Below are 21,477 nucleotides of genomic sequence, written 5' to 3'. Positions count from 1 at the left end.
TGGGGGGCGCCGGAGTGGGCGAGGGTGCGGTGGTCCTCGTGGAAGGCCGGAGGGGTGTGGTCGGCGTCCGGCTCTTCGGGTTGGTGCGGGTCTGCGGGGGGTGCGGGCTGTCGGTGACCGCTGTGGGGGCGGCCGGACTCATGATCCCCGCTCACGCCCTCGCCTGCCGGCCCGTCGGCCTCCGGTGCGGGTGCGGGGGCGTCGGACGGGCGCCGACTCCCCTCGGACGCAGCGCCGGTCTCCGGGAGACCACCGGCCTCGGGGGCTGGGTCGGCGTCGGCGGTGTCGTCGGTCGCTCGTGGCGACGGGCCGAGGTGGTCGGCCATCGGCGGTTCCGACGGGCGCTGACTCTGCTCGGGCCCCGCGTCGGCCTCGGCGGTGTCGTCGGTCGTTGGTGGTTCCTGGGCGGGGTTGTCGTCCGCGGCCGCCTCCGGGGTGGGTCGGTCGGCCGGGGTGCCGTCAGTGCCGTCCCCGTCGGGTCGGGGGGTGTCGGCGCCCTGCGTGGCGGACGCCCGGGTTCCGTTCTCGTGCGGGTCGGGGGTCGTGGGGTCGGTGGTCTGGGCCGTGGGCCCTGCGTGGGGCTCGGCCGGCCGGTCCTTGCCGGACCGCGGCTGCCCGCTACCGCCGCTCTCGTCCACGATGTCCCCTCGTTCGAAGCGTCTTCCGCGCCTGCCGTGCGGAAGGGTCTCGGGTTGATGGTATGCGGCGGTCGCGACGCGTTCCGCCCCGGCACCCCCCGTGTTTTCTCAGGGGCCACGATGGTCACGGCCGCGAATGGGTCACTGTCAGTGGCGGGCCGTATGGTCTGTGGTCATGGAGACGAGCACCGAGGACACGGCGGAGGCCGCGAGCGGCGACCCGGGGGCGGCGGTGGCGCCGGTCACGGGCGAGCCGACGGCAGAGGGTACGGCGGAGGGGGCTGCAGAGGTGTCGCGGCCGGCCGCCATAGCGCCGGCCTCCCTCTCCCCTTCTCGTGCCAATGACTTCATGCAGTGTCCGCTGCTGTACCGGTTCCGGGTGATCGACCGGCTTCCGGAGAAGCCGAGCGAGGCGGCCACCCGGGGGACCCTGGTCCACTCGGTGCTGGAGCGCCTCTTCGACGCCCCGGCCACGGAGCGGACCGCGCCCCGGGCCAAGTCGCTCGTTCCCGGCCAGTGGGACCGGCTCAGGGAGAGCCGGCCCGAGGTGGTGGAGCTGTTCGCCGACGATCCGGACGGCGAGCGGCTGGCGCTGTGGCTCGGTGAGGCGGAGCGGCTGGTCGAGCGGTGGTTCACGCTGGAGGATCCGACGCGTCTGGAGCCCGCGGAGCGGGAGCTGTTCGTCGAGGCGGAGCTGGACTCGGGACTGAGGCTGCGCGGGATCATCGACCGCGTCGACGTGGCGCCGACCGGCGAGGTGCGGATCGTCGACTACAAGACCGGCAAGGCGCCCCGGCCCGAGTACGCCGAGGGCGCGCTGTTCCAGATGAAGTTCTACGCCCTGGTGGTGTGGCGGCTGAAGAACGTCATCCCGCGCCGGCTCCAGCTCGTCTACCTCGGCAGCGGTGACGTCCTGACCTACGACCCGGTCCTCGCCGACCTGGAGCGCGTAGAGCGCAAGCTGCTGGCGCTGTGGGAGGCGATCCGGCAGGCCACGGAGACGGGCGACTGGCGGCCGCGCCCGACCAAGCTGTGCGGCTGGTGCGACCACCAGGAGCACTGCCCGGAGTTCGGCGGCACTCCCCCGCCCTACCCACTGCCGGTGACGCCCGCGATCGGTGAACAGGGCAGAATGGGGCCGGACTAGCGAAGGAGACTTACGTGGCCATCCGCGTCCTACTGGTCGACGACCAGCCGCTGCTGCGTACCGGCTTCCGGATGATCCTGGAGGCCGAGCAGGACATCGCGGTCGTGGGCGAGGCCGGAGACGGCCTTCAAGCACTCGACCAGGTACGGGCGCTCCAGCCCGACGTGGTCCTCATGGACATCCGTATGCCTCGGATGGACGGTGTCGAGGCGACGCGGCAGATCACCGGGCCCGGGCGGGACGGCCCGGCCAAGGTGCTCGTGCTGACCACCTTCGACCTCGACGAGTACGTGGTGGAGGCGCTGCGGGCGGGGGCCAGCGGCTTCCTGCTCAAGGACGCCCCGGCCAACGAGCTCGTGCAGGCGATCCGGGTGGTGGCCGCGGGTGAGGCGATGCTCGCGCCGAGCATCACGCGTCGGCTGCTCGACAAGTACGCCACGCATCTGCCGTCCGGCGACGAGCCGGTGCCGGACACGCTGCACACGCTCACCGACCGCGAGGTCGAGGTGCTGAAGCTGGTGGCGCGTGGGCTGTCCAACGCGGAGATCGCGGCGGATCTGTTCGTCAGTGAGACCACCGTGAAGACGCATGTCGGTCACGTCCTGACCAAGCTGGGGCTCAGGGACCGGGTGCAGGCCGCGGTGTACGCGTACGAGAGCGGGCTGGTGCGTCCCGGCGCGCAGTAGCGGGAGCGGTACGAAGCGAAGAGGGCGTCCCCCGCCTGACTGGGGGCGCCCTCTTCGTGTCTGCGGCCGTCGCGGGATCAGCCCTTGCTGAGCTCCCAGAAGCGGAAGACGGTGGAGGCGTCGAGGCAGTACTCCAGGCCGTAGACGTCGTCACGGACGACGGCGTACTGCTTGGCCTGCCAGACCGGCAGGACGGGGACGTCCTGGGCGACGATGTCCTGGAGTGTGCCGAAGGGGTCGTCCGTCGCGGAGCGGTCCGGCTGGGCGGCGGTCTCCGGGATGATCGAGCCGGTGATCTCGTTGTTGCTGTAGTTGTTGTCCAGCACGTTGCCCTTGCCGAAGAAGGGGGCCGTGAAGTTGTCGGCGTCCGGGTAGTCGGGCACCCAGCCCTTGACGTAGACGCCGTACTTGCCGGCGGCGATGTCCTTCTCGTACTGGTCGAAGGCCACGGACTTCACGTCGGCGTCGAACAGGCCGCTGGCGTTGAGCTGCTGGGCGATCGTCTTGAGTTCCTGGCCGGTGGCCGGTCCGTAGCGGGACGGTGTCGACCACAGGGTCAGCTTCACCTTGCCGGTGATGTTGTCGTCGGCGAGGGCGGCGGCTGCCTTGGACTTGGAGGGCTGGGCGCCGTAGGTGTCGAAGAAGGCCGTGTTGTGGCCCGCGATACCGGCCGGGATGATCGAGTAGAGCGGGGTCGCGGTGCCCTGGTAGACGTCGTGGATGAGGGCTTCGCGGTCGATCAGGTAGGCGATCGCCTTGCGGACGCCGAGGCGGCCCGCGACCGGGTCGTCCATGTTGAAGACGAGGTGCTGGACCTCGGCGCTGGTGCCCTCGACGACCTCGACACCGGAGTCGGGCGAGGCGTTCTCGATGTCGGTGATGTCCCCTGCGGTCAGGCCGCGGTAGGCGATGTCGACCTTCTTGTCGGTCAGGGCGGTCTTCAGGGCGCTCTGGTCGCCGTGGAAGAACTTCAGCGTGACGCCGGAGTTCTGGGGGTCGGCGGTGCCCTTGTAGTTCTCGTTGACGGAGAACACGGCCTGGTCGTCGTCGAACGAGTCGAGCTGGTAGGGGCCGGAGCCGACCGCCTTGCCGTCCTTGCGGAGGCCGTCGGCGTCGTACTGCGTGTGGTCGACGATCGAGCCGGCGCCGGAGGCGATCTTGCTCGGGAAGGTGGCGTCAGGGGTGTTGAGCTTGAAGACGACCGTCTTCTCGTCCGGTGTCTCGACCTTGTCGAGCATCGGGAACATGATCGCGGGACCGGCGTCGTCGTTGATCTTCAACGTGCGGTCGAAGGAGAACTTGACGTCCTCGGAGGTCAGCGAGTCGCCGTTGCTGAACTTGAGGCCGTCCTTGAGCGTGCACTCGTACACCTGGGCCTTGGTGTCGGTGAACTCGCAGCTCTGGGCGGCGTCCGGCTCCGGTTCCGTGCCGCCCTTGGGGAAGCTGAGCAGCGACTGGAAGACGTTGTTGAACAACAGCCAGGAGCCGGGGTCGTAACCGGAGGCCGGGTCGGTGGCGAGGACGTCGTCGGACATCCCCATGACCACGGAGGAGCCGCCTGAACCGGAGTCCCCCGACTCCGTGCCGCAGCCGGTCAGCAGACCGGCGCCCAGGCCCGCCACGATGGGCAGGACCTGCCACTGGATGCGCTTGTTCACGTGCGAGTGCCTTGTCGTCGATTCTTGTGGAATCCCCGGGCCCGTCCGCCGAGACCAGGGGTGCTGGAGGCGTCGCGGCCGGTCAGCCGCTCACGCCTCGGCCGAGTTCCCACAGCTGCAGCGTCGACGAGGAGTTGAGCGCGTAGGCGGTGCCCGTGACGTCGTCGCGCGCGGCGACGTACTGGTTGCCCTGCCACAGCGGCAGCACGGGGACGTCGTCGGCGACGATGTCCTGGATCTCGGTCAGGCTTCCGGCTGCGGCGATGCGGTCGGCCTCGCGGCGGGAGTCCGGGATCAGGGTGTTGCGGATCTCGCCGTTGTCGTACGGCGATCCGAGGAAGTTGTCCTTGTCGAGGAACGGGGCGAGGTAGTTGTCGGCGTCGGGGAAGTCCGGGAACCAGCCCATGCCGTAGACGTCGTACTTGCCCTTCTGCTCGGCCGGGCGGAAGGTGGTCCAGGGCGCGCCCTGGATGTTGACGTCGAAGAGCCCGCTGTCGTTGAGCTGCTTCTGCAGGTCCTCGAACTCCTCCTTGGTGCCCGAGCCGTAGTGGTCGGTCGTGTAATGGAGGGTCAGCTTCACCGGGGTGGTGATGTCGGCCTGGGTCAGCAGGGACTTGGCCTTGGTGACGCTCGGGTCGCCGTACTTGTTGAAGAACGCGTTGGAGTGGCCGGTGATGGTGGCCGGGACCAGCGAGAAGAGCGGCTGGGCCTGGGTGCCGTAGACCCTGGAGACGAGTTCGCTGCGGTTGATGAGCTGAGCCATCGCCTGGCGCACGGCACGGGACTTCACGGTCGGGGCGTTGGTGTTGAAGGCGAGGTAGCGGATCTCCAGGCCGGCCATTTCGACGAGGTCGACGTCGCCGCCGGACTCGTTCGAGAACTTCTTGATCTGCTGCGGCGACATGGTGCGGGTGATGAGGTCGATGTCGCCCTTTTCGAGGGCGGTGCCCATGTCGTCGGCGTCCGAGTAGGAGCGCAGTTCGACCTTGTCGTTGTTCACCGTCAACGACCCCTTGTAGTTGGGGTTCTTGGTGAACACGGCGTCGACGAGCTCGTCGTTCTTGACGTCGGCCTTCATGGTGTAGGGGCCGGAGCCGTCGACGTCGAAGCCGTCGCGGAGCTTGTTCTTCGCGTAGTCGTCGGGGTTGACGATGCCGGCGACCGGGGTCGACAGCTTGTACGGGAAGGTGGCGTCGGCGGTCTTGAGGTGGAAGATGACCTCGCGGTCGCCCTTGGTCTCCACGGTGTCGATGGTGGACAGCAGGGCGAAAACGCCGGAGTCCGCCTTGAGGGCGCGGGCGCGGTCGATGGAGTACTTCACGTCCGCCGCGGTGATGGCCTCACCGTTCGCGAACTTCAGGCCGTCGCGCAGGGTGCAGACGTAGCGTTCGTTGCCGCTGTCGCTGAAGCCGCAGGACTGGGCCGCCTCGGGCACGGGGTCGCCGTCGCCCTTGGGCTGGATCATCAGGGTCTGCACGGTCTGGCGCAGGACGTTCCAGGTGCCGACGTCGTAGGCGTAGGCGGGGTCGAGCGGCGCGGGAGCGTCCTTCGTGGCGGTGAACCGGTCCGTGGTGCCGACAGCGATCGCGTCGCCTCCGCCGCTGCCGCTGTCGGAGCCGCCGCAGGCGGCGAGCACCGGCGCGAGCAGACCGATGACGGCCGGCAGCACCAAAGTCTTGCGGTTCATGCTCGAGTTTCTCCACAGCTGTTCAGTCCGTGTACCCGGCATGCATGGGTGGTGCGGCGGATCACGGGGTTAGGGCGATGTTCTCACCAGGAGATTAGTCCGGACTTGCAGGAGGGTTCGCAGCCACCGGAGTTGGGCTTCCATCACACAGCGGAACCGGGTGTGGACGCACCGAAAACCCGTCAGGGGAAGGATTGGTGCAGGGTTTCATCAATCGGGACACATGGGCGCGTCCGCACCCCCCGAAGCGGGGCGTCCGGCACAGCCTCGACCACCTGTCGAGGCCCCGTCGAGTGGGGAACCTCACACCCGTAACGGGAGGGCGCCGGACCGGAATTCGGCCATCCGGCACGCTTCGAATTCCTGCGACAGGGACCTGGGGAATTACTCCGTTATCCGCGCTGCACGCTGGGTGAACAGCCGAGGCATTTCCGTCATCGAAGGGTGATCAGGCCGCGCAGAAATGTCAGGTCGACCTCTTCGAGGGAGCCGACGACGGTGCGTCCGGGGGCCTGGGGGATGGGGGCGACCGAGGGCACGACCACGACCTGGCAGCCGGCGGCCTCGGCCGCGGCGACACCGGTGGCGGTGTCCTCGACCACCGCGCATCTGGCCGGATCGGCGCCGAGTCCGGCGGCGGCGAACAGGTAGGGGTCCGGGTGCGGCTTGGTGCGTGGCACCTCGTCTCCGGCGACCGTGAGGGCGAAGTGCTGGGGACCCAGGGAGGCGAGGACCCGGTCGATGATGCGCCGGTGCGAGGCCGAGACCAGGGCGGTGGGGATCCGGTGCGTGGACAGCTCGGCCAGCAGCCGGGTGGCCCCGGGCATCAGGGGCAGGGCGTGCTCGATACGGTCCTCGAAGCCCTGGTTGAGCAGGACGGTGAGCTCGGCGAGCGTGATGTCGGCGCCGGTGGCCTCGATCAGGAAGCCCGCGCTGCGGGTCATGGGGCCGCCGACCACGACATGGCGCCAGGAGTCGTCGAGGGTGTGGCCGAGGCGCGCGAAGATCTCGACTTCGACGTCCCACCAGAAGCCCTCGGTGTCCACCAGGGTGCCGTCCATGTCGAGGAGTACGGCCTGGAGGGCGGAGCCGTCCGCCGTACGGGTCAATGGCGCGGGGACCGTGCTGGTCATCCACGTACCTCCTTGAGGGACGAGGAGGCCGGTTCCCACGAGGGGAACCGGCCTGCGGTGGACCGACCAGTGTACGGCTTATCCGATCAGTGTGCTCGGCGAGCCGGGATGCGGGGGCTCAGCGGGCGTTGAAGTACTTCGCCTCCGGGTGGTGGATGACGATCGCGTCGGTGGACTGCTCGGGGTGGAGCTGGAACTCCTCGCTCAGGTGGACGCCGATGCGCTCCGGCTGGAGCAGGTCGGCGATCTTGGCGCGGTCCTCCAGGTTGGGGCAGGCGCCGTAGCCGAGGGAGAAGCGGGCGCCCCGGTACTTCAGGGCGAACATGTCCTCGACGTCACTGGGGTCCTCGCCCGCGAAGCCGAGCTCGGAACGCACGCGCGCGTGCCAGTACTCGGCGAGCGCCTCGGCCAACTGGACGGACAGGCCGTGCAGTTCGAGGTAGTCGCGGTAGGCGTTGGCCTCGAAGAGCTTGGCGGTCTGCTCGCCGATCCGCGAGCCGACGGTGACGACCTGAAGGCCGACCACGTCGGTCTCCCCCGACTCCTCCGGGCGGAAGAAGTCGGCGAGGCAGAGCCGGCGGCCGCGGCGCTGGCGCGGGAAGGTGAAGCGGGTGCGCTCGTTGCCCTCCTGGTCCAGGATGATCAGGTCGTCGTCCTTGGACACGCACGGGAAGTAGCCGTAGACGACGGCCGCTTCCAGCAGGTTCTCGGTCTGCAGCCCGTCCAGCAGACCGCGCAGCCGGGGCCGCCCGTCGGTCTCGACGAGCTCCTCGTACGTCGGTCCCTCGCCGGTGCGGGCCTGCTTGAGGCCCCACTGGCCCTTGAACAGGGCACCCTCGTCGAGCCAGGAGGCGTACTCCTTGAGCTGGATGCCCTTGATGACGCGGGTGTCCCAGAACGGCGGGGTGGGCACCGGGTTGTCAGTGGCCACGTCGGAGCGGACATGCCCCTCTTCGGGCCGCTCCTCCTCGACGGTCACGGCACTCGCGCGCACCCGGCGCTGCTTGAGCTCGGGCAGCTTGGCGCCGGGCACGCCCCGCTTGACGCCGATGAGGGCGTCCATGAGGCGCAGGCCCTCGAACGCGTCGCGGGCGTAGCGGACCTCGCCCTGGTAGATCTCGTGCAGGTCCTGTTCGACGTACGCCCGGGTCAGCGCGGCTCCGCCCAGGATGACCGGGAAGTCGGCGGCCATGCCGCGCTGGTTGAGCTCCTCCAGGTTCTCCTTCATGATCACTGTGGACTTGACCAGGAGGCCGGACATGCCGATGACGTCGGCGCGGTGCTCGGCGGCGGCGTCCAGGATCGCGGAGACCGGCTGCTTGATGCCGAGGTTGATCACGTTGTAGCCGTTGTTGGACAGGATGATGTCGACGAGGTTCTTGCCGATGTCGTGGACGTCGCCGCGGACGGTGGCGAGCACGATGGTGCCCTTGCCGGCCTCGTCGCCCTCGACCTTCTCCATGTGCGGTTCCAGGTAGGCCACCGCGGTCTTCATCACCTCGGCGGACTGGAGGACGAACGGCAGCTGCATCTGGCCGGAGCCGAACAGCTCGCCGACGACCTTCATGCCGTCCAGGAGGGTGTCGTTGACGATGTCGAGGGCGGGGCGGGACTGGAGGGCCTCGGCGAGGTCGGCCTCCAGGCCGTTCTTCTCGCCGTCGATGATGCGGCGCTTGAGGCGCTCCTCCAGGGGCAGGGCGGCCAGTTCCTCGGCGCGGCCCGCCTTCAGGGACTTGGTGGTGGCGCCCTCGAACAGGGCCATCAGCTTCTGGAGGGGGTCGTAGCCCTCGGCGCGACGGTCGTGGATGAGGTCGAGGGCCGTCTGGACCTCTTCCTCGCTGAAGCGGGCGATGGGCAGGATCTTCGACGCGTGGACGATCGCCGAGTCCAGGCCCGCCTTGACGCACTCGTCGAGGAAGACCGAGTTGAGCAGGACGCGGGCGGCCGGGTTGAGGCCGAAGGAGATGTTGGACAGGCCCAGCGTGGTCTGGACGTCCGGGTGGCGGCGCTTGAGTTCGCGGATCGCCTCGATGGTGGCGATGCCGTCCTTGCGGGACTCCTCCTGACCGGTGCAGATGGTGAAGGTCAGGGTGTCGATGAGGATGTCCGACTCGTGGATGCCCCAGTTGCCGGTCAGGTCCTCGATGAGCCGTTCGGCGATGGCGACCTTGTGCTCGGGGGTGCGGGCCTGGCCCTCCTCGTCGATGGTGAGGGCGATCAGCGCGGCGCCGTGCTCCTGGGCGAGCTTGGTGACCTTCGCGAAGCGGGATTCGGGGCCGTCGCCGTCCTCGTAGTTGACGGAGTTGATGACCGCGCGGCCGCCGAGCTTCTCCAGACCGGCCCGGATGACGGGGACCTCGGTGGAGTCCAGGACGATCGGCAGGGTGGAGGCGGTGGCGAAGCGGCCGGCCAGCTCCTTCATGTCCGCCACACCGTCGCGGCCGACGTAGTCCACGCAGAGGTCCAGCATGTGGGCGCCCTCGCGGATCTGCTCGCGGGCCATCTCCACACAGTCGTCCCAGCGGGCCTCCAGCATGGCCTCGCGGAACTTCTTCGAGCCGTTGGCGTTGGTGCGTTCGCCGATGGCCAGGTAGGAGGTGTCCTGGCGGAACGGGACCGTCTGGTAGAGGGAGGCGGCACCGGGCTCGGGCTGGGGGTTGCGCTCGGAGGGCGTGAGCTCGCGGACGCGCTCGACGACCTGGCGCAGGTGCTCCGGTGTCGTACCGCAGCAGCCGCCGATCAGGGAGAGGCCGTAGTCGCGGACGAAGTTCTCCTGGGCGTCGGCCAGGCCTTCGGGGTCCAGCGGGAAGTGCGCGCCGTCCTTGGTGAGGATCGGCAGACCCGCGTTCGGCATGCACAGCAGCGGGATGCGGGAGTGCCGGGCGAGGTAACGCAGGTGCTCGCTCATCTCGGCCGGGCCGGTCGAGCAGTTCAGGCCGATCATGTCGATGCCGAGCGGCTCCAGCGCGGTCAGCGCGGCGCCGATCTCGGAGCCGAGCAGCATGGTGCCGGTGGTCTCGAACGCCATCGAGACCACCAGGGGCACATCGGCGCCGGTCGCCTCCAGCGCGCGACGGGCGCCCAGTACGGAGGCCTTCGTCTGGAGCAGGTCCTGCGTGGTCTCGACGATCAGGGCGTCGGCGCCGCCGGCGAGCAGTCCCTCGACGTTGGCCTGGTAGCCGTCGCGGATCGTGGCGTAGTCGATGTGGCCGAGGGTGGGCAGCTTGGTGCCGGGCCCGACGGAACCCAGGACCCAGCGCGGCCGGCCGTCGCGGGCGGTGTGCTCGTCGGCCGCCTCGCGGGCGATCCGGGCGCCCGCCTCGGACAGCTCGTGCACGCGGTCGGCGATGTCGTACTCCGACGCGGCCGTGTGATTGGACCCGAAGGTGTTGGTCTCGACGCAGTCGACGCCCACCGCGAAGTACGCGTCGTGGACGGAGCGGACGATGTCGGGGCGGGTCACGTTGAGAATCTCGTTGCAGCCTTCGAGATTCTCGAAGTCCTCGAGCGTGGGGTCCTGCGCCTGCAGCATGGTGCCCATCGCTCCGTCGGCGACCACCACCCTGGTGGCGAGGGCCTCACGGAGCGCGGACACACGGGTCCGGCTGTCGGCGGAAGGGGTCAGTGGCGACGAGGCCATGAAAGGGCTCCCTCAGTTGCGACGGCTGTCGGCTTCAGGCGCCCGCGAGACGTCCCACGCCGGGCGCACCACGCCAGGGTAGCCGGGTCCCCGCCGGGATGTTCGGCACGTCCACGGGACGGACGAGGTTGGCGGGCAGATCACCAACGGGATACCAGTGACTCAACAGTTGCCGACCGACCATTAGCGGGAGGTCGGCATCGACCGGTAGTGTTCGACATTGCCGAACAGCGGCAGCGACGCCGTAACACTCGGGTGTCGAAGCGGACGGAGGCAGGACGGCGATGGCACGGAACATCCAGTCGCTCGAACGGGCGGCCGCGATGCTGCGGCTTCTCGGGGGCGGCGAGCGGAGACTCGGCCTGTCGGACATCGCCTCGTCCCTGGGCCTCGCCAAGGGCACCGCGCACGGCATCCTGCGCACCCTCCAGCAGGAGGGGTTCGTGGAGCAGGACGAGGCCTCCGGGCGGTATCAGCTGGGCGCCGAGCTGCTGCGCCTGGGCACCACCTATCTGGACGTGCACGAGCTGCGCGCGCGGGCGCTCGTCTGGACGGACGACCTGGCCCGCTCCAGCGGCGAGAGCGTCCATCTGGGCGTGCTGCACCAGCACGGCGTGCTCATCGTGCACCACGTCTTCCGGCCCGACGACAGTCGGCAGGTGCTGGAGATCGGGGCCATGCAGCCCCTGCACTGCACGGCGCTCGGGAAGGTGCTCTCGGCGTACGACCCGGTCGCGCACAGCGAGGCGCTGGAGAGCGACCGCAAGGCGTTCACCGACCGGACGGTGTGCGAGCTGGAGGAGTTCGAGCAGATTCTCGACGTCACGCGCGCGCGTGGGTACGCGGCGGACGTGGAGGAGACCTGGGAGGGTGTCGCGTCCATCGCCGCGCCCATCCACGACCGGCGGCGCATGCCGGTCGGCGCGGTCGGCATCACGGGCGCGGTGGAGCGGCTGTGCCGGCCCGAGGAAGAGGGCGCGCTGCGCCCGGAGCTGATCGCGGCCGTGCGGGACTGCGCCCGCGCCGTCTCGCGGGATCTGGGCGCCGGGCGGTTCTGAGAAGTACGTGAGAGTCAGCGGGCGAGGGCCGGGCGTCGGGCGGCGTTCCGGTCCGCGCCGCACTCTGACACAACGGGCATACCGCCCGGTCGGCACACAGTGTGTCCGGCATCGCGCACTGCGCAGTCACCCCAGAAGATCGACAGCCCACAGCGATCAATAACGATCGCGTTTTCGATAACAGAACCCTTGACGTGCGCGTAACGCCGGAGCAAGACTCCCGTCCATCGGTCGGCATTGTCGAACACCTACCGGCAATACGCGCTAGAGTGTGACAACGCCAAGGGCCGGCATCGCTCTCACCCCCGAGGGCAGCTCGAACCTCCGGAGGGACCCGGGGTTCGGTCCCCTGGACGAAGGACAAAGGAGTCGCGGGTGTCCAGCTCCGACATCTTCATCGGCGAGACCATCGGTACCGCCATACTCATCCTGCTCGGTGGTGGCGTGTGCGCCGCCGTCACGCTGAAGGCCTCCAAGGCCCGTAACGCCGGCTGGCTCGCCATCACCTTCGGGTGGGGTTTCGCCGTTCTGACGGCCGTCTACACCTCGGCGCCCCTCTCCGGCGCCCACCTCAACCCGGCCGTCACGCTCGCGCTCGCGCTCAAGAAGGACGGCATCCCGTGGAGTGACGTCCCGATCTACTGGGGCGGGCAGCTGCTCGGCGCCATGATCGGTGCGGCGCTGGTCTGGATCGCCTACTACGGCCAGTTCCACGCGCACCTGACCGACAAGGAGATCGTCGGCGCTCCGGGCGCGCAGGCCACGACCGCCAAGGCCGTCGAGGCACAGGAGAAGGGCGCCGGCCCGGTGCTGGGCATCTTCTCCACCGGGCCCGAGGTCCGCGTCGCCTGGCAGAACGTCGCCACGGAGGTCATCGGCACGATCGTGCTGGTGCTCGCCGTCCTCACGCAGGGTCTCAACGGTGACGGCAAGGGCCTGGGCACCCTGGGCGCCCTGATCACCGCGCTCGTCGTGGTCTCCATCGGTCTGTCCCTCGGTGGGCCGACCGGGTACGCGATCAACCCGGCCCGTGACCTCGGTCCGCGTGTCGTGCACGCTCTCCTGCCCCTGCCCAACAAGGGCGGCTCCGACTGGAGCTACGCCTGGGTCCCGGTCGTCGGTCCGCTGATCGGCGGCGCGATCGCTGCAGGCATCTACAACATCGCTTTCGCTTAGAACATCTGACACAGCCACAGAGCAAAGCCGTAGTAGATCAGTCGTAGCCCGTCCCCTTACTCACGGAACCCCAGGAGCACACAGTGACCGACGCCCACACCGCCGGCCCCTTCATCGCCGCCATCGACCAGGGCACCACCTCCAGCCGCTGCATCGTCTTCGACAGGGACGGCCGTATCGTCTCGGTCGACCAGAAGGAGCACGAGCAGATCTTCCCGAAGCCGGGCTGGGTCGAGCACAACGCCACCGAGATCTGGACCAACGTCGAGGAAGTCGTCGCCGGAGCCATCCAGAAGGCCGGCATCACCCGCGACGACATCAAGGCCATCGGCATCACCAACCAGCGCGAGACCACTCTCCTCTGGGACAAGAACACCGGTGAGCCCGTCCACAACGCCATCGTCTGGCAGGACACCCGCACCGACGCCCTGTGCCGGGAACTCGGCCGCAACGTCGGCCAGGACCGCTTCCGCCGCGAGACCGGTCTTCCCCTCGCCTCGTACTTCGCCGGCCCGAAGGCCCGCTGGCTGCTCGACAACGTCGAGGGGCTGCGCGAGCGCGCCGAGCGCGGCGAGATCCTCTTCGGCACCATGGACAGCTGGGTCATCTGGAACCTGACGGGCGGTGTGAACGGCGGTCACCACGTCACCGACGTCACCAACGCCTCCCGCACCATGCTGATGAACCTCCACACGCTGGAGTGGGACGAGAAGATCGCCGAGTCCATCGGTGTGCCGCTGTCGATGCTCCCCGAGATCCGCTCCTCCGCCGAGGTCTACGGCGAGGTCACCGGCGGCAAGCTGGGCGACCTGCTCGGTGGCATCCCGGTCGCCTCGGCGCTCGGTGACCAGCAGGCGGCCCTGTTCGGCCAGACCTGTTTCGCCGAGGGCGAGGCCAAGTCGACGTACGGCACCGGCACGTTCATGCTGATGAACACCGGTGACAAGATCATCAACTCGTACTCGGGACTGCTGACCACGGTCGGCTACCGCATCGGCGACGAGGCACCGGTCTACGCCCTGGAGGGCTCGATCGCCGTCACCGGTTCGCTGGTGCAGTGGATGCGCGACCAGATGGGCCTGATCTCCACCGCCGCCGAGATCGAGACGCTCGCGCTCTCGGTCGAGGACAACGGCGGCGCGTACTTCGTGCCGGCGTTCTCCGGGCTCTTCGCCCCTTACTGGCGCCCGGACGCCCGCGGTGTGATCGCCGGCCTCACCCGGTACGTCACCAAGGCGCACATCGCCCGTGCCGTCCTGGAGGCCACCGCCTGGCAGACCCGTGAGATCAGCGACGCCATGACCAAGGACTCCGGTGTCGAGCTCGCGGCACTCAAGGTCGACGGCGGCATGACCTCCAACAACCTGCTGATGCAGACACTCTCGGACTTCCTGGACGCCCCCGTGGTGCGCCCGATGGTCGCCGAGACCACCTGCCTCGGTGCCGCCTATGCCGCCGGTCTCGCCGTCGGCTTCTGGACCAGCACCGACGACCTGCGCGCCAACTGGCGCCGGGCCGCCGAGTGGACCCCCAACATGGCCGCGGAGAAGCGCGACCGTGAGTACAAGAGCTGGCTCAAGGCCGTTGAGCGGACCATGGGCTGGCTCGAGGACGAGAACTGACGAGAGAGCTCACACCAGCTCATCTCGAAGTTCTGATGAGGAGTAAGTACCCCACATGACCAGTCAGTCCACCCTGCAGTCCGTGCCTGCCCTCGGTACGCGCCCGGCCTCCGGCTCCCACCCGAGCCGCGCCGAGACCCGGGAGCAGCTCTCCAAGGCGTCGTACGACCTTCTCGTGATCGGCGGCGGCATCCTGGGCATCTCCACCGCCTGGCACGCCGCGCAGTCCGGCCTCAGGGTGGCACTGGTCGACGCCGGCGACTTCGCCGGCGCCACCTCCTCCGCCTCCTCCAAGCTGCTCCACGGCGGTCTGCGCTATCTGCAGACCGGCGCGGTGAAGCTGGTGGCGGAGAACCACTTCGAGCGCCGTGCGGTATCCCGCCAGGTGGCTCCCCACCTGGCGAACCCGCTCACCTTCTACCTCCCCGTGTACAAGGGCGGGCCGCACGGCGCCGCGAAGCTCGGGGCGGGCGTCTTCGCCTACTCCGCGCTCTCGGCGTTCGGTGACGGCGTCGGTCACCTCCTGTCCCCCGCCAAGGCGGCGCAGGACGTGCCCGAGCTGCGCACCGACAACCTCAAGGCCGTGGCCGTGTACGGCGACGACCAGATGAACGACGCGCGCATGGCGCTGATGACGGTCCGCGCGGCCGTCGAGGCGGGCGCGGTCGTGCTCAACCACGCCGAGGTGACCGGACTCAGGTTCACCAAGGGCCGGGTGACGGGCGCGGATCTGCGCGACCGGCAGTCCGGCGACGAGTTCGGCGTGAACGCGCGGCTCGTGCTGAACGCGACCGGGCCGTGGGTCGACCACCTGCGCAGGATGGAGGACCCGAACGCGGCTCCGTCCATCCGTCTGTCCAAGGGCGCGCACCTGGTCCTGAAGCGGACGTCTCCGTGGAAGGCCGCGCTGGCCACCCCGATCGACAAGTACCGGATCACCTTCGCCCTCCCGTGGGAGGACATGCTCCTGCTCGGTACGACGGACGAGGAGTTCGAGGGCGACCCGGCCGATGTCGCGGTCACCGAGAAGGACACGGCCCAGATACTCGACGAGGCCGCGTTCTCCGTCCGCGACCAGCAGTTGTCCCGTGACCTGATCACGTACTCCTTCGCGGGTCTGCGTGTGCTGCCGGGCGGCCCCGGTGACACGGCGAAGGCCAAGCGCGAGACCGTGGTCACGGAGGGCCGGGGCGGCATGCTGTCCGTCGCGGGCGGCAAGTGGACGACCTTCCGGCACATCGGCCGTACGGTCATGCAGAAGCTGGAGGCGCTGCCGGGCGCTCCCCTGGGCGACGACTTCGAGCCCATCGCGTCCCTGCCGAAGAAGCTTCCGCTGCCCGGTGTCGCCAACCCGCGCGCGATCGCGCACCGCCTGCTGGTGGACAACCCGGCACCGGGTCCGCGCATGGCCGCCGACACGGCGAAGCATCTGGCCACGCACTACGGCTCGTTGGCCTTCGACATCGCCCGACTGGCCAACGAGAGCCCTGAACTGGGTCAGCGGGTGCATCCGGACGCGCCGGAGATCTGGGCGCAGGTCGTCTACGCGCGGGACAACGAATGGGCCGAGACCGCGGACGATGTGCTGCGGCGCAGGACCACGTTGACGATTCGGGGGCTTGCCACGGACGACGTCCGGGCGAAGGTTCAGGATCTGCTCGACAAGAAGTGAACGGTGACACGGGAAGGGCGGCTCCTCGTCGAGGGGCCGCCCTTCATTCGAAGGCCGCAAGTCGATGCGGCCCCGCCTACGTAGCTTGTACGACCGCCCGCACAGACTCCACGTCGGTCAACTCCCGGCGATTCACGATCAGTTCGCGGCCGATGAGCAGTGCCCTGCGTGACGCCTGGACCGGGTTCTCCAGTGTGGTCAGGTCCGTCAGGTGGGCGAAGCCGATGATCCTGCGGATGATCTCCGTGCCCGCGTAGCCGAGGGACTCCGTCCACACCGTCCTCAGGAAGCGGTCCAGGTAGGCGTCGTCGAAGAACGTGTCCACCCGGGCCGGCCACAGGCGGCGGAACTCCGTCTCGAACGCCTGCCAGGACAGCCGGAGTTGGTCGGCGTGGTCCGTCAAGCCGCCCAGCGCGCGGGCCCGTTCCTCCGAGACCAGGGCGTTGGCCCAATACAGGCCCAGGTCGAAGCCGATGGGCCCCACGAAGGAGAACTCGGGGTCGAAGACCCGCACCACGGGGGCGCCGTCACGGGTGCCGACCATGACGCTGCCGGTGTGGAGGTCGCCGTGCAGGAGGGCCTGGGCGCCGGTCATGAACAGGTGCCTGAGTTCGGCCACCTCGGTGCGGAGCTCGGCGTCCGCGCGGAAGGACACCGCCAGGTCGGCCACGCCCTCGTGCCAGTGGTTGTGCTCGTGCTCGAGGTACGGCTCCGACAACACCACGTCTTCCGTGATCTTGCAGAGCTCCGGGCTCACCGAGGCCGCGATCAGCGCCTTGCGCTCCGCCGACGGCATACCGAAGTCGCTCGTGGCGAAGGAGAGCCGGGCGACCAGTTCGCCGATGCGGGCCGAGGTGTGGGGGCCGTACGACTCTCCCTCGTTCAGGAGGGTGCGCAGGACCTCCAGGTCCGACATGTCCTCCATGACGAGGGCGTAGTTCTCGGGGTCGTAACCGTGGACCGCCGGGATCTCGTCGGGGGCGACCTTCGCGATCTGCTCGTAGGCGCGGGCCTCGGCGTCGGCGCGGTCGGGGTTCATCGGCCAGGACGGGCCCGCCACCCGTACCCAGGGCAGGGCCTGCTTCACGGCGAGGCTGCGGGTGCCGTCGGCCGAGGAGGCGAGGAAGACCCGGTTCATGTTGCCGTCGGAGACCTCCCGTACGGCGATGTCGCCCAGGTCCTCCCAGTGCCCGCGCTCGCTCAGGTACGCCGGGATGTCGTCGGTCTCCAGGATGCGGTAGCCCATGTGTCTCCTTAGGACGAACGGCGCTTGGACAGGGTGAAGCTGAACACCAGGGCGAGGATGAGGACCGCGCCCTCGACGACGTCCTGGGTGTAGTACGGCAGGCCCTTGATGGTCAGGCCGGTGGTGATGATGCCGATGAGCACCGCGCCGAGGGCCGTGCCCCAGACGTTCGGGCGGCCCCGGCCCAGCACGGAGGTGCCGACCAGTGCCACGGCCACCGCCTCGAGCAGCTGGGAGGTTCCGGCGGAGACGTCGCCCTGGCCGATGCGGGCGGCCAGGATCAGGCCGCCGATCGAGGCGAGGACGCCGGAGAGGACGTAGGCCAGGGCCCGGTACGCGCCGACGCGGATGCCGGCCAGGCGGGAGGCTTCGGGGTTGGCGCCGATGGCGTACAGCACGCGGCCCCAGCGGGTGCGGGCGAGGAAGACCCAGGCGGCGACCGTCAGGCCGCCGAAGACGAGGACCGAGATGGGGATGCCGAGGACGGTGCCGCGGTCGATCTTCAGGAAGCCGGCGGTGAACCTGCCGGGGGCCGTGCTGCCGTCGTCCAGGGTCATGCCCGGGGTGATGGACTGGCCGTCGACCAGGATGAGCTTGCTGCCCTGGATCACGAACATGGTGCCGAGGGTGGCGAGCATGTCGGGGATCTTCAGTACGACGATCAGCAGGGCGTTGAGGAGGCCGGCGAGGGCGCCCGCCGCCAGCACCGCGATGATGGCGACCGCGCCGACCTGGTTGAAGACGACCATCGTCTGGGCGGCGACCGAGACGCCGAGGCCCGCGACCGCGCCGACGGACATGTCCATTCCGCCGACGGCCATGGTGAGGGTGACGCCGAGGCCGAGGATGGCGGCGACGGAGACGTAGCGGAGGGTGTCGAGGAGGGTCGCCGACTCGCGGAAGGAGCCCTCGCTCAGCGCGAAGTACAGGAACAGCGCGACCGTGACGAAGATGAAGCCGTACTTGATGACGGCGTTCTGGACGCGTACGGCGGTCGAGGTCGCCGGCGCGGTCGCCGACTTCGTGGGGACCTCGGTGCTCTGGGTGGTGGTCATGGCGTAGTCCTCAGGGAGCCGGGGTCACACGGACGCGGAGATGGTCTGGATGACGCAGTCGCGTTCCGCGTCCTCGCCGTACGCGTCGAGGTGGATCTCTCCGGCGGCGAGCACGACGACCCGGTCGGCGATCTCGAGGACCTCGTCGACGTCGGCGGACAGCACGAGTACGGCGGCGCCCTCGGCGGCGAGGGCCCTGGCACGGCGGCCGATGTCCCGGCGGGCGCCGATGTCCACGCCTCGGAACGGCTCGTCCAGGATCAGGACACGGGGTGTCTCGGCGAGCCAGCGGCCGACGACGACCTTCTGCTGGTTGCCGCCGGAGAGTTCCTCCACCGTGCTGTGCTCGTCGCGGGCGACGACGCCGAGTGCCTCGATGGTCTCGCGGCCGAGGGCGTCCTCCCTCGACCGCTGGACGAGGCCGGCCCGGGACAGCGACTTCAGGAACGGCAGCGAGATGTTCTGGGCCAGCGACCAGCCGGGGACGAGCGCGTCGGCGTGCCGGTCCTCGGGGACCAGGTGGATGCCCGCGCGGATCGCGTCGGAGGGCCTTTTCGGCTCGTACGGCTTGCCGTCCAGTTCGGCGGAACCGCTCGCGAAGGGCTCGGCGCCGAACAGGCCGCGGGCCAGCTCGGTCTTGCCGGCACCCAACAGGCCCACCACACCGGTGACTTCGCCCGCGCGGAGGTCGAGGTCGAGAGGTGCCCGGCCCTCAAGGAGACGCACTCCGCGCAGGGACAGGGCGACGGCACCGGAAGCCCCTTCCCGCACCGGCCGTGCCGTCGTCACTTCCTGCGCCTGGGCCAGCATCGCGCGCAGGGCGCTGTCCCAGTCGAAGGGTTTGGTCTGGTCCTCGGTGAGACGGCCGTCCCGCAGGACGACCAGGCGGTCTGCGAGCGCGTCGATCTCGCCGAGGCGGTGGGAGACGTAGAGGACCGCTATGCCGTCGTCCCGCATCCTCTCGACGAGTGCGAAGAGGCGTTGGGCCTCGGCGGCAGACAGGGCGGAGGTCGGTTCGTCGAGGATCAGCAGCCGTGGGCGGGTCGCGAGGGCGCGAGCGAGGATCAGCAACTGGCGGTCGGAGATGCCGAGTTCGCTCACCTCGCGGCGCAGCACCGAGTCGCTCCAGCCGAGATCGAGACCTGCCTGGATCTCGCGGGCCCGCGCCAGGACGCGGCGCCCGTTCAGGAACGGGTTCCCGCGCTTCTGCGCCAGCTCCTCGAAGACCAGGTTCTCGGCGACCGAGAGGCCCGGCACGATGCCCTCGCCGATGCGCTGGTGCACGGTCTGGATACCCAACTGCCGGGCGGCGAGCGGGGACTGGAGAGCCGCGGTCTCCCCCGCGACCCGCACCTGACCCCCGTGGCCGGTGTGCACGCCCGAGAGGATCTTGATCAGCGTGGACTTGCCGGCGCCGTTCGCACCGAGCAGTGCGACCACACTGCCCGGGGCGATGTCGAGGGTGACGGAGGCGAGCACGGTCTTGCCGCCGAAGGCCATGCTGACGTCGGTGAGACCGACCGCAGGCGTCTCAGTGGGCGACATTCGAGATCCAGTCGGCGGTCGAGACCTGCGACAGGTTCAGCGCGGGCAGCGCCTGACGCAGCTGGTCCATGTTCTCGATCTTCTTCTCGCGCAGGAACTCCTGGGTGATGGCGACGGCCGGGAACTCCACCGAGGTCTTGCCCAGTTGACCGGCCAGCTCCAGGGCCGCCGTGCGGACGACGGCGGCGCCGACCGCGGACGGGTCGGTGCCCGCCGTGGCGACCCACGGGCTGTCGGCGGCGGTCATCTGCTGGATGTCGGCGTTGGAGACGTCCGCGCCGAAGACCTTCACCTTGTCCTGGAGCTTCTTGTTCTGGACGGCGAGGACCGTGCCCTTGGCGAGTTCGTCGTAGGGGGCGAAGACGCCGGTCACGTCCGAGTGCTGGGTGAGCGCGGCGGACACCAGGGGAACGTTGTCGGTGGCCGTGGAGTCGGTGACCTTGCCGACCTTGAACTGCTGCTTCCAGCCCTGCGCGGCGAGTTCCTTCGCCCAGACGGTGTTCCGCTTGTCCAGGGCCGCGTAGCCGGCGACGTTGACGTACCCGACCTTGGCGTTCTTGCCGAGGTCCTTCGCCATCACGTCGAGGACGGCCTGGGCCATGCTCGCGTCGTCCTGCTCGGTGCTCACCACGCCCTTGGTGGAGGTCTCGACGTCGTAGACGACGACCTTGATGCCCTTCTTCACGGCCTTGTCGATCTCCGGCTGGATCGTCGCCGGGAAGCCGTGGTCGATGATGATCGCCTTGGCGCCGGAGTTGATCGCCGAGGACAGGTCGGTGGCCTGCTTGGCGTTGTCCGCCTGGGCGTCGTACACGGTCAGGTCGATACCGAGGGCCTTGGCCTGGGCCTTGGCGCCGTTGCCCCACTGCTCGAAGTAGTCGCCGGCGCCGCTCTGCCGGACCAGGGCCACCTTGACCGCGCCCGCGCTGAAGGGGGCGGGCTTCTTGCCGGTGGCCGCCGAGGCCGAGGCGGCGGTGTCGCCGGTGTTCGTCGACGCGTCCGTGGACTGCGAGCAGCCGGAGAGGACGAGGGCGGAGACGGAGGCCAGCGAGAGCGCGGCAAGCGGGAGGCGGGCACGGGACATGAGGGGCTCCAGGTACGAGGTGGGAAGACAGAGGGAGTGCGTGACCCGGAGCGAGCGAAAGGAATGCGCCACCGACGTCAGGGGTGGCGGGGGCGCGCGAGGGCTCCGGGAGGGGTCAGCGACAGCTGGCTGTGGTCGACCGGAGCAAGTCCACGTACAGCCGCCGCACGAGCAGCAGCGTCTTCATATGCAGATCATGAGAACGTTTTCAGCCACACGTCAAAGATATGGAACCGCTTTCTCACCAGGTGAGACGACGACTACGTCACACCGGACCGCCCTCCTGCCTGGAGTTACCATCGCAGGACCGGCACCCGACCCGGCACAGTGAGGCCCCGATGACGACACCTGGCGCGAAAGCGACGTGTATGCCCCGCATGCACCGCTGTCCCGGCGCGCCGTGTCGCGGCTGACCGACCGCCGCCGACCG

At 69.4% G+C, this 21,477-nt stretch carries 14 protein-coding genes and 1 pseudogene; 6 read left to right on the top strand and 9 right to left on the bottom strand.

Features of this window, described 5'->3' with window-relative positions:
* A pseudogene (locus tag RNB18_RS38165) lies at positions 1-638 on the bottom strand (hypothetical protein); the annotation flags it as partial.
* 175 nt (positions 639-813) lie between these two features.
* Here RNB18_RS38165 and RNB18_RS38160 point away from each other — a divergent pair.
* Both RNB18_RS38160 and RNB18_RS38155 read left to right on the top strand, forming a co-directional pair.
* Positions 814-1,785: a RecB family exonuclease gene (locus tag RNB18_RS38160; protein WP_311718681.1), complete on the top strand. Its 972-nt coding sequence runs from the start codon at positions 814-816 to the stop codon at positions 1,783-1,785.
* Between the two features lie 14 nt (positions 1,786-1,799).
* Complete coding sequence (locus RNB18_RS38155) at positions 1,800-2,471, top strand: response regulator (RefSeq protein WP_020141342.1); 672 nt, start codon at positions 1,800-1,802, stop codon at positions 2,469-2,471.
* Between the two features lie 77 nt (positions 2,472-2,548).
* Here the strand turns inward: RNB18_RS38155 and RNB18_RS38150 are convergent, their stop codons facing one another.
* The 4 genes from RNB18_RS38150 to metH all read right to left on the bottom strand — a co-directional run bounded on the left by RNB18_RS38150 (position 2,549) and on the right by metH (position 10,589).
* Positions 2,549-4,129, bottom strand: a complete 1,581-nt coding sequence (locus RNB18_RS38150) for an ABC transporter substrate-binding protein (RefSeq protein ID WP_311718679.1) — start codon at positions 4,127-4,129, stop codon at positions 2,549-2,551.
* 82 nt (positions 4,130-4,211) lie between these two features.
* Positions 4,212-5,816 carry an ABC transporter substrate-binding protein gene (locus RNB18_RS38145; RefSeq protein WP_311718678.1) on the bottom strand — a complete coding sequence of 535 codons (1,605 nt, stop codon included), beginning with the start codon at positions 5,814-5,816 and terminating at the stop codon, positions 4,212-4,214.
* A 434-nt stretch (positions 5,817-6,250) separates the two neighbouring features.
* Positions 6,251-6,949, bottom strand: a complete 699-nt coding sequence (locus RNB18_RS38140; RefSeq protein WP_311718677.1) for an HAD family hydrolase — start codon at positions 6,947-6,949, stop codon at positions 6,251-6,253.
* 118 nt (positions 6,950-7,067) lie between these two features.
* Complete coding sequence (gene metH / locus RNB18_RS38135; RefSeq protein WP_311718676.1) at positions 7,068-10,589, bottom strand: methionine synthase; 3,522 nt, start codon at positions 10,587-10,589, stop codon at positions 7,068-7,070.
* A 284-nt stretch (positions 10,590-10,873) separates the two neighbouring features.
* Here metH and RNB18_RS38130 point away from each other — a divergent pair, with 284 nt between their 5' ends.
* The 4 genes from RNB18_RS38130 (at position 10,874) to RNB18_RS38115 (ending at position 16,117) form a co-directional block, all read left to right on the top strand.
* On the top strand, positions 10,874-11,647 hold the full coding sequence (locus tag RNB18_RS38130; RefSeq protein WP_311718674.1) for an IclR family transcriptional regulator: 774 nt from the start codon (positions 10,874-10,876) through the stop codon (positions 11,645-11,647).
* Between the two features lie 375 nt (positions 11,648-12,022).
* Positions 12,023-12,823, top strand: a complete 801-nt coding sequence (locus tag RNB18_RS38125) for an MIP/aquaporin family protein (protein WP_057614337.1) — start codon at positions 12,023-12,025, stop codon at positions 12,821-12,823.
* 83 nt (positions 12,824-12,906) lie between these two features.
* Positions 12,907-14,445: a glycerol kinase GlpK gene (glpK, locus tag RNB18_RS38120; protein ID WP_059207830.1), complete on the top strand. Its 1,539-nt coding sequence runs from the start codon at positions 12,907-12,909 to the stop codon at positions 14,443-14,445.
* Positions 14,446-14,500: 55 nt separating this feature from the next.
* Positions 14,501-16,117 carry a glycerol-3-phosphate dehydrogenase/oxidase gene (locus RNB18_RS38115; RefSeq protein WP_311718673.1) on the top strand — a complete coding sequence of 539 codons (1,617 nt, stop codon included), beginning with the start codon at positions 14,501-14,503 and terminating at the stop codon, positions 16,115-16,117.
* 76 nt (positions 16,118-16,193) lie between these two features.
* Here the strand turns inward: RNB18_RS38115 and mtnK are convergent, their stop codons facing one another.
* The 4 genes from mtnK to RNB18_RS38095 are packed head-to-tail and all read right to left on the bottom strand — an operon-like array spanning position 16,194 to position 21,047.
* Positions 16,194-17,363, bottom strand: a complete 1,170-nt coding sequence (gene mtnK / locus RNB18_RS38110) for an S-methyl-5-thioribose kinase (RefSeq protein WP_311718672.1) — start codon at positions 17,361-17,363, stop codon at positions 16,194-16,196.
* 8 nt (positions 17,364-17,371) lie between these two features.
* Complete coding sequence (locus tag RNB18_RS38105; protein ID WP_311718671.1) at positions 17,372-18,418, bottom strand: ABC transporter permease; 1,047 nt, start codon at positions 18,416-18,418, stop codon at positions 17,372-17,374.
* A gap of 24 nt (positions 18,419-18,442) precedes the next feature.
* Entirely contained in the window at positions 18,443-19,963 is a 1,521-nt protein-coding gene (locus tag RNB18_RS38100; RefSeq protein ID WP_311718670.1) for a sugar ABC transporter ATP-binding protein, read from the bottom strand.
* On the bottom strand, positions 19,950-21,047 hold the full coding sequence (locus tag RNB18_RS38095) for a substrate-binding domain-containing protein (protein ID WP_311718669.1): 1,098 nt from the start codon (positions 21,045-21,047) through the stop codon (positions 19,950-19,952). The genes RNB18_RS38100 and RNB18_RS38095 overlap by 14 nt, the downstream gene beginning before the upstream one ends.
* Positions 21,048-21,477: the final 430 nt, after the last annotated feature.

The sequence above is a fragment of the Streptomyces doebereineriae genome (assembly GCF_031845645.1).
GTDB classification, from domain to species: Bacteria; Actinomycetota; Actinomycetes; order Streptomycetales; family Streptomycetaceae; genus Streptomyces; species Streptomyces canus.
The sequence above is the reverse complement of the archived record's forward strand: the minus strand, read 5'-3'. Positions and strand labels throughout refer to the sequence as shown.

Excerpts from the sequence above, each read along its gene's own strand:
- mtnK (WP_311718672.1), bottom strand. The coding sequence starts at position 17,363 with ATGGGCTACCGCATCCTGGAGACCGACGACATCCCGGCGTACCTGAGC.
- metH (WP_311718676.1), bottom strand. The coding sequence starts at position 10,589 with ATGGCCTCGTCGCCACTGACCCCTTCCGCCGACAGCCGGACCCGTGTG.
- RNB18_RS38140 (WP_311718677.1), bottom strand. The coding sequence starts at position 6,949 with ATGACCAGCACGGTCCCCGCGCCATTGACCCGTACGGCGGACGGCTCC.
- RNB18_RS38130 (WP_311718674.1), top strand. The coding sequence starts at position 10,874 with ATGGCACGGAACATCCAGTCGCTCGAACGGGCGGCCGCGATGCTGCGG.
- RNB18_RS38160 (WP_311718681.1), top strand. The coding sequence starts at position 814 with ATGGAGACGAGCACCGAGGACACGGCGGAGGCCGCGAGCGGCGACCCG.
- RNB18_RS38095 (WP_311718669.1), bottom strand. The coding sequence starts at position 21,047 with ATGTCCCGTGCCCGCCTCCCGCTTGCCGCGCTCTCGCTGGCCTCCGTC.
- RNB18_RS38105 (WP_311718671.1), bottom strand. The coding sequence starts at position 18,418 with ATGACCACCACCCAGAGCACCGAGGTCCCCACGAAGTCGGCGACCGCG.
- RNB18_RS38115 (WP_311718673.1), top strand. The coding sequence starts at position 14,501 with ATGACCAGTCAGTCCACCCTGCAGTCCGTGCCTGCCCTCGGTACGCGC.
- RNB18_RS38145 (WP_311718678.1), bottom strand. The coding sequence starts at position 5,816 with ATGAACCGCAAGACTTTGGTGCTGCCGGCCGTCATCGGTCTGCTCGCG.
- RNB18_RS38100 (WP_311718670.1), bottom strand. The coding sequence starts at position 19,963 with ATGTCGCCCACTGAGACGCCTGCGGTCGGTCTCACCGACGTCAGCATG.